Annotated in this window: 12 protein-coding genes and 1 pseudogene; 7 read left to right on the plus strand and 6 right to left on the minus strand. The window is 41.7% G+C overall.

Going from position 1 to position 11,940, the window contains the following annotated elements; genetic code table 11:
• Positions 1 to 13: 13 nt before the first annotated feature.
• The 4 genes and pseudogenes from NOS7524_RS27885 (at position 14) to NOS7524_RS18560 (ending at position 3,154) form a co-directional block, all read left to right on the plus strand.
• Positions 14 to 907, plus strand: a complete 894-nt coding sequence (locus NOS7524_RS27885) for a restriction endonuclease subunit S (protein ID WP_015140018.1) — start codon at positions 14 to 16, stop codon at positions 905 to 907.
• A gap of 304 nt (positions 908 to 1,211) precedes the next feature.
• Positions 1,212 to 1,439: a Uma2 family endonuclease gene (locus NOS7524_RS18550; RefSeq protein ID WP_051039205.1), complete on the plus strand. Its 228-nt coding sequence runs from the start codon at positions 1,212 to 1,214 to the stop codon at positions 1,437 to 1,439.
• A gap of 59 nt (positions 1,440 to 1,498) precedes the next feature.
• Complete coding sequence (locus NOS7524_RS18555) at positions 1,499 to 1,741, plus strand: DUF2281 domain-containing protein (protein WP_015140019.1); 243 nt, start codon at positions 1,499 to 1,501, stop codon at positions 1,739 to 1,741.
• A gap of 78 nt (positions 1,742 to 1,819) precedes the next feature.
• A pseudogene (locus NOS7524_RS18560) lies at positions 1,820 to 3,154 on the plus strand (type I restriction endonuclease subunit R).
• Positions 3,155 to 3,270: 116 nt separating this feature from the next.
• Here NOS7524_RS18560 and NOS7524_RS18565 read toward each other — a convergent pair.
• From NOS7524_RS18565 to NOS7524_RS18575, 3 genes are read right to left on the minus strand one after another with little or no spacing between them, the layout of a single operon-like run.
• Positions 3,271 to 4,113 (minus strand): sulfite exporter TauE/SafE family protein, encoded by an 843-nt coding sequence (locus NOS7524_RS18565; protein WP_015140020.1) that lies wholly within the window; start codon positions 4,111 to 4,113, stop codon positions 3,271 to 3,273.
• 2 nt (positions 4,114 to 4,115) lie between these two features.
• A complete protein-coding gene (locus NOS7524_RS18570) occupies positions 4,116 to 4,649 on the minus strand; it encodes a rhodanese-like domain-containing protein (RefSeq protein ID WP_015140021.1) in 534 nt (177 codons plus the stop codon).
• 33 nt (positions 4,650 to 4,682) lie between these two features.
• On the minus strand, positions 4,683 to 5,405 hold the full coding sequence (locus tag NOS7524_RS18575; RefSeq protein WP_041555843.1) for an MBL fold metallo-hydrolase: 723 nt from the start codon (positions 5,403 to 5,405) through the stop codon (positions 4,683 to 4,685).
• 116 nt (positions 5,406 to 5,521) lie between these two features.
• Here NOS7524_RS18575 and NOS7524_RS18580 point away from each other — a divergent pair, with 116 nt between their 5' ends.
• Positions 5,522 to 5,881, plus strand: coding sequence for an ArsR/SmtB family transcription factor (locus tag NOS7524_RS18580; protein WP_015140023.1), 360 nt, complete (start codon positions 5,522 to 5,524; stop codon positions 5,879 to 5,881).
• A gap of 196 nt (positions 5,882 to 6,077) precedes the next feature.
• A complete protein-coding gene (locus NOS7524_RS18585) occupies positions 6,078 to 7,664 on the plus strand; it encodes a B12-binding domain-containing radical SAM protein (RefSeq protein WP_015140024.1) in 1,587 nt (528 codons plus the stop codon).
• 112 nt (positions 7,665 to 7,776) lie between these two features.
• Here the strand turns inward: NOS7524_RS18585 and NOS7524_RS18590 are convergent, their stop codons facing one another.
• The 3 genes from NOS7524_RS18590 to NOS7524_RS18600 all read right to left on the minus strand — a co-directional run bounded on the left by NOS7524_RS18590 (position 7,777) and on the right by NOS7524_RS18600 (position 10,852).
• Positions 7,777 to 8,610: an isopropylmalate/homocitrate/citramalate synthase gene (locus tag NOS7524_RS18590; protein WP_015140025.1), complete on the minus strand. Its 834-nt coding sequence runs from the start codon at positions 8,608 to 8,610 to the stop codon at positions 7,777 to 7,779.
• 164 nt (positions 8,611 to 8,774) lie between these two features.
• Positions 8,775 to 9,269 carry a peptide-methionine (R)-S-oxide reductase MsrB gene (msrB, locus tag NOS7524_RS18595; RefSeq protein ID WP_015140026.1) on the minus strand — a complete coding sequence of 165 codons (495 nt, stop codon included), beginning with the start codon at positions 9,267 to 9,269 and terminating at the stop codon, positions 8,775 to 8,777.
• A 437-nt stretch (positions 9,270 to 9,706) separates the two neighbouring features.
• On the minus strand, positions 9,707 to 10,852 hold the full coding sequence (locus NOS7524_RS18600) for an FUSC family protein (protein ID WP_015140027.1): 1,146 nt from the start codon (positions 10,850 to 10,852) through the stop codon (positions 9,707 to 9,709).
• A gap of 258 nt (positions 10,853 to 11,110) precedes the next feature.
• Here NOS7524_RS18600 and NOS7524_RS18610 point away from each other — a divergent pair, with 258 nt between their 5' ends.
• Complete coding sequence (locus tag NOS7524_RS18610; RefSeq protein WP_015140028.1) at positions 11,111 to 11,884, plus strand: class II glutamine amidotransferase; 774 nt, start codon at positions 11,111 to 11,113, stop codon at positions 11,882 to 11,884.
• The last annotated feature ends 56 nt before the right edge of the window (positions 11,885 to 11,940 follow it).

The following is an 11,940-nucleotide window of genomic DNA, read 5'->3' on the forward strand; positions in this document are numbered from 1 at the left end:
GGAAGATTGAGAAATGACCGCATTAGAAAACATAGTGAATTTTAGTTCTGGAGGAACACCTTCTAGAGAAAATTTCAATTACTGGAATGGTGACATTCCTTGGATTAGTGCATCTTCTATGTATTGTGATCTACTTGTTGATTCAGATCAAAAGATAACAGTACAGGGATTAAATAATGGCTCAAGATTAGCTAAAAAAGGTTCTATTTTAATTCTTGTTCGTGGGAGCATTTTATATAATCGTATTCCTATGGGAATTGCGGGTAGAGATTTATCATTTAATCAAGATGTAAAAGCACTTAAAGTTTTAACCAATGACAAAATAGAGTTTTTATTTTTTTGGTTAAAATCCCAAGAAAATCTTTTGAAATCAATGGTTACAGGTACTGGTATTGGGGCAGGGAAACTAGATTTATTTCAATTGCAATCTTTAACCACTTATAGACCCACTTTAGCAGAACAAGAGAAGATCGCTAGTTTTTTGGGGGCGGTGGATACGCGGTTAAACCAACTCCGCCGCAAACGGGAACTGCTGCAAACATACAAATGCGGCGTAATGCAGAAAATATTTGCTCAAAAAATTCGGTTTAAAGACGCGATCGGTTCTCCGTTCCCTGATTGGGAAGAGAGGAAGTTAGGAGATTTTATAATAGAACATCAGGAACGAGTCAATGCTAATACTCATGTACCTATTTACAGTTCTTCTCGTGAAGGTCTAAAACCGCAAAAAGAATATTTTTCAGATAGGGAACTTAAAAATGAAGGTGAATACGGAGTTGTCCCCAAAAACTTTTTTGTTTATCGTCACATGAGTGATGATATTACATTTAAATTTAATATCAACGATACAGGTGAGGATATAGCCGTTAGTAAAGAGTATCCAGTATTTACCACTAAAAATAGTTGATTACCAATGATAAGCAGTTGTCCAAAATCAGTGAAGTACAGGTTCTTTCTTTGCCAACGAAAAGTTAGTTAGGAGATAGCGAATAAAATCAAAGTATTACCAATTACCAATTACCAATTAACGCCGTGTGCAACTCTCTCTCAAACCTAACCCCCAACCCCTTCCCTACATAGCTTGCTTCTCCGAAGGAGTGGGAAGGGGAGCAAGAATCAAAGCCTCTCTCCTTGCAGGGGAGAGGTTTGGAGAGGGGTTTCAAAAATAAGTTGCACATCTCGTCAATTACCAATCACCTATTACCAAAAAAATGATCGCCGCTAAAGACAAACCCACAAACTTAACCCCCGAAGAATACTTTGCTTGGGAAGAAAAGCAACTAGAAAAACACGAACTGATCAACGGTCAAGTTTATCCTATGGGTATCTATGCCATGACCGATGGTAGCAAAAACCATAGCTTACTTGCTGCCAGATTGATCACGAACTCAAAAGCATTAACCTCAAATTCCCCATTGAACAAGTCTATCGCGGTTTAACCCTTGAACCTGATAGTAGGGAATAATAAAAATAAAAGTATTACCCATTATTACCCAATATGCTAACCCTAGAAATAGCCCTTCAAAAAATCCAACAACTTCCCCCCGAACAACAAAAAAAAGTGATCGAATTTGTAGAATTCCTAGAATTTCAAGCCGATCGCCAACAACAAGAACAACAACCCGAAACACCTCCCCAACAGGATCAAGACTTTTTCGCCCTAGCCGGAATTTGGGAAGGGAAAAACATTACCCTAGATACCATCCGCAAACCTGATTGCCGCCACTGCCCTAACTCATAACATTAGCCTCTATACCTTAAACCTTAAAGATTTTCGCTTCATCCAAGGCTTAAACATTTATAATCCCACTTATTCCCCATGACCCAATCTGAAGCCGAACTTGAACAAAAATTGATTGAACGTCTAACAGGATTAGGCTACGAACCGGTCAACATCAGCAGTGCCGCAGAACTCAATGCCAACCTCAAAACCCAACTGGAAAAGCATAACCAAATCAAACTCAGCGACCAAGAATTTAATCAAATCCTCAACCACCTTGACAAAGGTAACGTCTTTGACCGCGCCAAACGCCTGCGCGACAAAATGGAACTCAGGCGCGACGATGGCACTACCTTTTACCTAGAATTTCTCAACACCGAACATTGGTGTCAAAACCAATATCAAGTCACCAACCAAGTCACCCAGCAAGGCAAATACAAAAACCGCTACGACGTAACCCTGCTGATTAACGGCTTGCCCCTCGTCCAAATTGAACTGAAACGCCGAGGGCTGGAACTCAAAGAAGCCTTTAACCAAATCAACCGCTACCAACGCCATTCCTACGGCGCAGACAATGGACTGTTTCAATCTGTCCAAATTTTCGTCATCTCCAACGGCGTTAATACCCGCTACTACGCCAACAATCGTAAACAAGAATTTAAACAAACTTTCTTCTGGGCAGACCAAGAAAACAACCTCATAACCCAACTACAGGACTTTGCCGACAGCTTTCTGGAGAAATGCCACGTCTCCAAAATGATCTGCAAATACATTGTCCTGCACGAATCTGACAAAGTGCTGATGGTGTTGCGCCCCTATCAATACTACGCAGTAGAAGCCATTATTGAGCGAGTGAAGGATACCGATAAAAACGGCTGTATCTGGCACACCACTGGATCGGGCAAAACCCTCACCAGTTTCAAAGCTGCCCAAATCCTCACCCAATTTCCCAAAGTGCATAAAGTGCTGTTTGTCGTCGATCGCGCTGACCTCGATTATCAAACCAGCAAAGAATTTAATTATTTTAGTCCTGACTGTGTAGATACCACCGACAACACCAGACAACTGGTAACATAAATGGCTGGGGATAGTCGCCTGATCGTCACCACTATCCAAAAACTCAACCGTGCGATCAAATCCCAACGCCATGAAGGCGCAATGGAAGGCTTGAAAGATAAGCGCATTGTGTTTATCTTTGATGAATGCCACCGTTCCCAATTTGGCGAAACCCATAAAAATATCGTCAAATTCTTTACCCAAGCCCAGATGTTCGGCTTTACCGGAACTCCTATCTTTGCCGATAACGCTGCCAGTAATCAACACGGTAAACGCACCACTAGAGACTTATTCCAAGAATGTCTGCATAAATATGTGATTACCAATGCGATCGCTGATGAAAATGTTCTGAAATCAAAGATATTTCCAAACGAATGAAGGAACGTTCTTGACTCACCCAAGAAGCATCAGGGGCGCGAGTCGCTCCATTAAATAATAAGGATTGGGTGAAAGATGCCTACCTGATTAACTAACACATTCTACATTGAGCAATACTACAGTCTTGATTGTGAACTAATCTTAGCCGCAGTAGCACTCTTGGGCGTATACCATTGCCAAAAGGTATCACGGTTTTGAAACATAACCAACGCTGCCACCGCCAGTAAAAAATAACCAAAACTTTTTTGCAACCGCGTCGCCGACACAAACTGAGATAAATACCCGCCAACTAAAGTCCCGACGCTAGCCGCTAGGATAAAAGACAACATCAAACCCCAGTCCAAGGTGACGTGTCCCCAGTAGCCGAGAAAGCCAGCGATCGCATTCATAATAATAATCAATAATGATGTACCAATAGCTGCTTTCATCGGCACTTTACCGAGTAATACCAAGGCGGGTACAATGGCGAACCCACCACCAACACCCACCAAACCCGTCAAAGTTCCAACAACTATGCCCTCACTCATCAACCACAGCCAACAATATTTACAGACTGGCGGTGGGTAAGGTGTAGTATCATCAGATTTTTTAGGGCGGGCGCTGCGCTGAATCATGACTATACTAGCTACCAACATCAACAGCGCAAACAGCAACATCTGTATCGCATCGGTAATCAATGGCAGGGTGGCTAACTTCGCACCGAAGAATGCACCTACCATTGTGGCTGCACCAAAAATAGCAGCAGTCTTTAACCAGACATTCCCGGCTCGCCAGTGGGGGATTAATCCCAGTATACTGACTGTACCAATGATGACTAGGGTCATGGCGATCGCATTTTTTGGTGCCACACCCATGACATACACCAACACAGGTAAAGCCAACACCGAACCACCGCCACCTAATAGTCCCAAGCTAATACCAATTACAATGGCAAGTAGATGACCCAATATCCAAGTCATAATTATCTCATCCGTTGGTTATAAGGTAGTTTCCCTAGCAACATTCCCATTGCACAGGTGTTTGTCACCCCAGCAAAGACTAATCCACTACCGACAAAGCCACTCAAAATTAAAAACCAAGGTGAGACAAACGCACCAAGTACAGTTCCCATAACAACTAATGAACCGGCAACAATTTGTACTTGCCGCATGATGCTGATTGGTGCATGAGGATTGATTTTGGTGGGTAAACCTGCGGCTTTCCAGGTTGGTAGCCCACCGCGCAGATGATAGACGTTGTTAATCCCAGCTTTGATGAGTTTATTTGCAGCTTGGGCGGAACGATTACCGGAACGACAATATAAAACTATGGGTTCTCCCTGTGAGGCTACTTGCTGCGGTTGCAAATTGGAGAGAGGAAGTAACTTGGCATCAGGGATATGTTCTTCTGCATATTCTGAAGGTTCGCGCACGTCAATCAGTAACACGGTGTTGTACTCTAACCATTGTTTGAGTGTGACTGCATCAATTTCAGCAACTTTGGTAGTTTGTGTCATGTTCTTTACTGCTTATAGATAGGGGTGAGATGATTAAGCGATCAGTGATACTTGGCCGCAGCGTTGATTGGCTGGTACTGCTTCCATAATTTTTTGCGGATTTGGTAGGTTTAAATTACCCATCAATTCGATAAACTCTGAGCGATCGCGTCTGGCGGGGCGTAGCCCATCGCGTTCTACAAAACGCGGATTAAATTCTTTCTCCTCGCCAATGGTTGAAACCATGTGTCCTCGATAATCGTGTCCTGGGTAAACAAGTGTGGTATCTGGGAGGGTAAATAAATTTTCGGTAATACAGTCATAAAGCGCCCCAGCATTACCGCTTTGAAAGTCTGTGCGTCCACAGCCGCGAATCAGTAGGGAATCTCCTGTCAGCAAATGGGTTTTGTTGACTAAATAAGCCATGTGACTGTCGGTGTGTCCTGGGGTGGCGATCGCTTCAATCACAACTGCACCAATTTGTAAGGCTTCACCATGTTGAATGGTTCTATCAGCACAGACTGCATTAGCCCCAAAAGGTACAATACTCTGACATCCCGTTAACTCGCGCAATTTCCCCGATCCTGTAATATGGTCGGCGTGGATGTGGGTTTCTAAACAGTAATGCAGTGTCAAACCCAGTTCCGCAATTAATTTTTGATCGCGTTCGATTTGTTCTAACACTGGGTCAACTAAAACGGCTGATTTGCTTTCAATGTCTGCAATTAAATAGGTGTATGTGCTGGTTTCTGGGTCAAAAAGCTGGCGAAATAACATAGCTTGCATGGTCATAGTTGTTTCCCTATTAGCCACTATACTACTATATAGTAATATAATCTAACCATGTTACAATACTTAGTGTCAACAAAAAATCTACTGAAATTTAGTTCACTATGCTCGAACCATCTCCTACCACGCTCACACCCATTGCGGAGTATTTCAAAGTTTTATCTGAGGTGAGTCGTTTGCAAGTTTTATGTGCGCTGAAAACCAGCCCCAAAAATGTTACAGAAATCATGGAAATTACTAAGCTAAAACAAGCTAATGTTTCCAAACATCTGCAAATTTTGGCGCAGACAGGTATTATCAAGCGCCAACCCCAAGGAGTGAGTGTATTTTATGAAATTGCTGATCCGATCATCTTTGACTTGTGTGATTTAGTTTGTCAGAGTTTAGCGGTACGTTTAGAGGAACAGTCACAAACACTCAAACAACTAGAGAAAAGTGCATTAGCAGTTGGCGAAGGTCGCTAATTGTGAGGGTAATCATTGAGGGTTATCCTACCCTCAACATATAAAATTATGATGTATCAAAAATTCATCACGCTTGTATTTTAAATTGCACAGCCAAAACCATTAGCGGTAAACTAAAACCAATTTACTTAAAAAGTCAATAAGTAATTATTTTCGTTAAATTGGGATCACATCAAAGCGTGAGGATTGATACGAGATGCGTGTTCTACTGGTATATCCAATATTTCCCAAAACCTTTTGGTCATACGAAAAAATTCTGGCTTTAGTTGATCGCAAAGTGCTGTTACCACCACTGGGTTTAGTAACAGTAGCGGCGATTCTGCCCCAAGAGTGGGAATTTAAGCTGGTGGATCGCAACATTCGTCCAGCCACAGAAGCAGAATGGGCGTGGGCGGATATCGTGATTTTCTCCGCGATGATTGTCCAAAAACAAGATTTACTTGAACAAATCCAAGAAGCCAAACAGCGCGGTAAATTGGTGGCTGTTGGTGGCCCTTATCCGACATCTACACCCCATGAAGTGCAGAATGTGGGCGCAGATTTCCTGATTTTAGATGAAGGGGAAATCACCTTACCCATGTTTGTGGAAGCAGTGCAACAGGGAGAAACTTCTGGTACATTCCGCACCACTGAAAAACCAGATGTGACAAGTACACCCATACCCCGCTTTGACTTACTAGAATTTGATGCTTATGACATGATGTCGGTGCAGTTTTCCCGTGGCTGCCCCTTCCAATGTGAATTCTGCGACATCATTGTACTGTATGGACGCAAACCCCGTACCAAAACCCCAGCGCAACTATTAGCCGAGTTAGATTACCTCTATGAATTGGGTTGGCGGCGAGGTGTGTTCATGGTAGATGACAACTTTATCGGTAACAAGCGTAATGTCAAACTGTTGCTGAAAGAGTTAAAAGTATGGATGGCAGAACATGAGTATCCATTCCGGTTTGATACCGAGGCTTCAGTGGATTTAGCACAAGATCCAGAATTAATGGAGTTGATGGTTGAGTCTGGCTTTGCGGCGGTATTTTTAGGAATTGAAACGCCAGATGAGGATAGCTTACAACTAACGAAGAAATTCCAAAATACCCGTAGTTCGTTAACTGATGCAGTACAAAGCATCATCAAAGCGGGGTTGCGCCCAATGGCTGGATTTATTATTGGGTTTGACGGTGAAAAAGCCGGCGCAGGCGATCGCATCGTCAGATTTGCCGAACAAGCAGCTATTCCCTCCACAACCTTCGCCATGTTGCAAGCCTTACCCAATACAGCATTGTGGCATCGGCTGAAAAAAGAAGGAAGATTACGGGAAAATCAAGATGGAAATATCAACCAAACCACGTTGATGAATTTCATTCCTACCCGTCCCTTAGAAGATATCGCCAGAGAATACATTGAAGCTTTCTGTACTTTATATGATCCTGTGAAGTATTTGGATCGCACCTATCGCTGTTTTTTGATGATGGGTTCACCAAGTTGGAATGCACCCTTCAAATGGCCAGAGTTGATAGTCATTAAAGCCTTGCTGATTGTAATTTGGCGGCAAGGAATTAAGCGGGAAACTCGGTGGAAATTCTGGCATCACCTATTTAGCATCATCAAGCGTAATCCCAGAGTTGCGGAACATTATCTGGCTGCTTGCGCCCATAACGAGCATTTTCTAGAATATCGCCAAATTGTGCGCGACCAAATTGAAAAACAACTATCTGAATACTTAGCGCAAGGTGTAGAAAAACCTTATGTACCTGTGGAGAAAAAAGCTGAAGCAATAGCTAGCTAAGTCAACAACCTCAACAGCTAGACTATGTATGGTGCGTCAGTCAGAGAAAATCTTGATATACCAAGAAATTATTCGTACTGACGCACCCTACGAACATTAAAGTTAGGATAATTTATTTTTTGGTGTTGCCCATCCCTGTAATTTTGGCAACTAATTCTGATACTTGTTTCATTAGAGAAATATCAATATCAATCTGATAATCTTTCTGCTGCAAAATACCCATCACCACTTTTTCTAAATCTGCATTGCCTTTCCTTGCACCCAAACCATTAACTGCACACTCAATTTGCTTCACGCCACAATTCAAAGCAATGAGCGAATTCTCCACCGCCATACCTAAATCATCATGACAATGAACAGAAACAACAGCTTGCTCAATATTAGGGACTCGATGAAAAATCATCTGTAAAAGTTCTGAAAATTCTGCCGGTGAGGATAAACCTAAACTATCAGGAATACTAATAGTAGTCGCTCCATTTTTAATAGCAGTTTCAATCGCCTTACATAAAAAATCTGGTTGACTTCTGGGAGCATCAAAAGCACTCCACTCAACATCATCTGTATAATTACGTGCGAGTGAAATACTGTCTTTAATGATTTCTAATGTTTGTTCTGCTCTCAATTGAGATTGATTCTTTAAATTAACGGGTGTATAAGTATGAATTCTAGGCTTTGTGGCTGGTTTTAGTGCTGCTGCCAGAGTCGTAATTTCATTATGGCTTGCACTTGCTAACCCACAAATAGTAGATTTTTTAATGATTTGAGAAATATGAAATACTTCATGGAAATCCTTTTGAAAGTTACCAGGATAACCTACTTCAATAATATCTACTCCCATTTGTTCTAGTAATTGCGAGAGAGCAATTTTTTGTTGTAAATTCATTTGTACACCAGGCGTAAGTTCTCCATCACGCATGGTAGTATCAAAAATTCTGATGGGATTCATTTAATTTTTATAGAGAAAAGCTATGTTTAAAATTAATTGGTAATAGGTAATGGATGATTGATTACCCATTAACTATTACCAACTTCAACAGAGAATATCAGTTTCTCATGAGAGAAAATAAAGTATACTTGCAGCTAGTGCAGAAGTTGCCTGATGCACGCATTTTAGGCAGGAACAAACTTCAATGCTGCACCATTCATACAATAGCGTTGTCCTGTAGGGGCGGGGCCGTCTTCAAAAACGTGACCCAAATGTCCACCACAACGGCTACAATGTACTTCAACTCTGGTCATGAAAAAAGACCTATCTACAGTAGTAGCAATTGCACCTTCAATGGGTGCAAAAAAGCTAGGCCAACCAGTACCACTGTTAAATTTGGTGTCAGATTTAAATAGGGGTTGTTCACAACCAGCACATACATAAGTACCCTCAGCATATTGCTTATCAAGTGGGCTGGTAAAAGCACGTTCAGTTCCGTGTTTACGCAATACATGAAACTGTTCTGGCGTTAAAATGGTGCGCCATTCTGCTTCAGTTTTGGTAATTTCAAACTTAGTATTAGAAGCTGCCATAATGCTTGACCTTTGTAAAATATGGGGTGTTAACAAGACTGTGCCAACTAATGCAGCACCATTTTGTAAGAAATCACGTTTGTGCATATATCTATTATTTTCTATTTCTTACTTAACCAAGCAATAAAGTTCTGGTGTAATTTCACTACCTTGATATTTAAGAAAATAGACAATTTTTCTGAAATGGTGCTGATAGAATGATTAAAATTCGCTAAATTAGTTATGATAAACGCGTCTAGTACACTAAAACAAGAGTACGAATGTAATAGTTATAAGTTATACTAACTCAAAAAATTTTGGCGACATATATTTTGGTAGACGCAATCAACCGCATCTCTACAAGTGATATATCTGTCACATTCTTTTTTCAAATAGTTATTATTAGTTTTATAGGAGGTGACAGGTGACAGGTGACAGGTGACAGGTGACAGGTTACAGGTTACAGGTTACAGGTTACAGGTTCACGTTTTTACTATTAACTGTCTTAACGCGCAAGTTGTGACCTTTTCATAGGTCATCTTAGTTTAATTTTCACTTAACATGACTGCCATTCTTTGCAGTTTTCTGCCTACTTCTTCCATTGTATAAAAGAAGGTAAAAAACCGCAGCAATTCATCCATAGAATCATCGGTTTGCTTAGTTGCCTGTAGTTGATTTAATTCTTGTGTGGCATGAGCCAGTGCAATTTCTATCTCTGGCAAAGATATATGAGACTGGGTAGACTTAACGGCTATTGCTAAGGTAAGCATGGCATTTTGAGTTTCTTGTGCTAGTTCGGTAATTTGGGGTGAGAGCATTTGCCAGAAAGTATCTTGCTGTCGAGCTAGTACCGTATGTTCCATAGCTAAAATGTGTTCCCAAATCCTGCGAATGAGAAACTCCCAGGCTTCATTAACTCGTGTTTCTGGTGGTTCGCTACTTTGTCCTTGTCTAACTTCTTGCCATAGTTCCTTGCCTGTTCGTAGGGATGTGATGATATTGGCTTTTAACTCATTGACGGCGGGGCGATCATATGTGCCTGTAAACGCACAGTTAACAACTAAGCTATAAAATTGTTCCAAATTGATCAGTGTTTGTGATAGGCAACGCCGGAGTTCCTTACCAGCACGGGCAGGAAAAATTAAATTATTCACCAGTAAAGCGACACCAATACCTAACAGCGTGTCTAAAAATCTGTGCCAAGCGTATAACCAAGGTGAGTGACTATAGCTCAAAATCACGATCGCTGAAACATATCCTGCTAACTTAGCTGCTTCATGATATTTCCAATAGGAAGCTAGAAATATTGTCAGAAATACACATATTCCCAGTGACCAGAAACTACTACCCAAGATAATAGCAAACACTGCACCAGCGATCGCACCAATTAACGTGCCAATTAATCGCTGAATGCCTAGCTTGAGAGTGCTGCCGTGGGTAGATGACATCACAATAATCGCGGCAATGACTGCGTAAAAGGGATACTGCGAGTGCAAACTTTGGGAAATCACTAAAGAGATGGCTGAGGCTATGGCCATTTTCAGTGCCATTTTGCCTTGCACCACCAATGACAACCCTTGGGGAGTAGCTGCCCAAGCTGTAATTTTCGAGATAATACGGTAAAAACGCGATCGCGGCCGACTTTTGACAGGACTAACCACCGGAGGAAGGCTATCTGTAGGTTTTACCATGCCTGTTGGGAGAGGAATAACTTATTTGTAAGAAATTTAGCGCAAATTGGGGATTGGGGACTGGGGACTGGGCATTGGATTTTCCCCTCAGCTTTCTCTGCTCCTCTGCTCCCCTGCTCCCCTGCTCCCATCACTCCCTCATCTCCCCTGCCCCCTATCCTTTTGATCAGATTGCAGCGATCGCACCAAAACAATGAGGACATTCTGAAGTATCTTGATTCTGAGGTATGAGTCAAAAATTCAGAAGCTGCAATATCAATGTGTCAACTGCTGGGAATGAATTGCAATGTGCCAACGGATATCTGCTTCTCTTTTGAAGGGTTTTCGGCACGGGGAGGCAGAACAGATCATCATAGTGATGGTTGGGGTATTACTTTCTTTGAAGGTAAGGGATGTCGGATGTTTTTAGATGCTAAACCCTCAATCAATTCTCCTGTGGCAGATTTGGTGAGGCGTTATCCTATTCACTCTACTCACGTTATCGCCCATATTCGCAAGGCTACCCAAGGGGAAGTGGCTCTGCAAAATTGTCATCCTTTTCGTCGGGAACTATGGGGCAGGTATTGGGTATTTGCTCACAATGGTAATTTACCAGACTTTAATCCAGAATCTCAAGGTTTTTATCAAGCTGTGGGTGATACCGATAGTGAAAAAGCTTTCTGCTTAATCCTAGAAACCATGCGGCAAAACTTCCCAGAAGGTAAACCTCCCTTAGAACAACTTTATCCTGTATTACAAAAAATTACTGAACATCTATCAGCTATCGGTGTTTTTAATTACCTACTATCTGATGGTGAACACTTTTTTACGCACTGTTCTACCAACCTTAGTTACATTGTGCGTCAAGCGCCCTTTGCAGCAGCACATTTAATCGACCAAGATATGACAGTAGATTTTAGTGAGTTGACTACACTGAGCGATCGCGTTGCCGTGATTGCTACAACTCCCCTGACAGATAATGAGGTTTGGATACCAATTCAACCGGGAGAATTGCTAGTATTTCAGGATGGTTTGCCATTGAAACATCCGTAGGAATGACTTGGTTAAGTCGAAAAAATGTTATCCTCTATGTGGATTTGCATGAATTT

The sequence above is a fragment of the Nostoc sp. PCC 7524 genome, from assembly GCF_000316645.1.
GTDB lineage: Bacteria > Cyanobacteriota > Cyanobacteriia > Cyanobacteriales > Nostocaceae > Trichormus.

Excerpts from the sequence above, each read along its gene's own strand:
- NOS7524_RS27885 (WP_015140018.1), top strand. The coding sequence starts at position 14 with ATGACCGCATTAGAAAACATAGTGAATTTTAGTTCTGGAGGAACACCT.
- NOS7524_RS18550 (WP_051039205.1), top strand. The coding sequence starts at position 1,212 with ATGATCGCCGCTAAAGACAAACCCACAAACTTAACCCCCGAAGAATAC.
- NOS7524_RS18555 (WP_015140019.1), top strand. The coding sequence starts at position 1,499 with ATGCTAACCCTAGAAATAGCCCTTCAAAAAATCCAACAACTTCCCCCC.
- NOS7524_RS18565 (WP_015140020.1), bottom strand. The coding sequence starts at position 4,113 with ATGACTTGGATATTGGGTCATCTACTTGCCATTGTAATTGGTATTAGC.
- NOS7524_RS18570 (WP_015140021.1), bottom strand. The coding sequence starts at position 4,649 with ATGACACAAACTACCAAAGTTGCTGAAATTGATGCAGTCACACTCAAA.
- NOS7524_RS18575 (WP_041555843.1), bottom strand. The coding sequence starts at position 5,405 with ATGTTATTTCGCCAGCTTTTTGACCCAGAAACCAGCACATACACCTAT.
- NOS7524_RS18580 (WP_015140023.1), top strand. The coding sequence starts at position 5,522 with ATGCTCGAACCATCTCCTACCACGCTCACACCCATTGCGGAGTATTTC.
- NOS7524_RS18585 (WP_015140024.1), top strand. The coding sequence starts at position 6,078 with ATGCGTGTTCTACTGGTATATCCAATATTTCCCAAAACCTTTTGGTCA.
- NOS7524_RS18590 (WP_015140025.1), bottom strand. The coding sequence starts at position 8,610 with ATGAATCCCATCAGAATTTTTGATACTACCATGCGTGATGGAGAACTT.
- msrB (WP_015140026.1), bottom strand. The coding sequence starts at position 9,269 with ATGCACAAACGTGATTTCTTACAAAATGGTGCTGCATTAGTTGGCACA.
- NOS7524_RS18600 (WP_015140027.1), bottom strand. The coding sequence starts at position 10,852 with ATGGTAAAACCTACAGATAGCCTTCCTCCGGTGGTTAGTCCTGTCAAA.
- NOS7524_RS18610 (WP_015140028.1), top strand. The coding sequence starts at position 11,111 with ATGTGTCAACTGCTGGGAATGAATTGCAATGTGCCAACGGATATCTGC.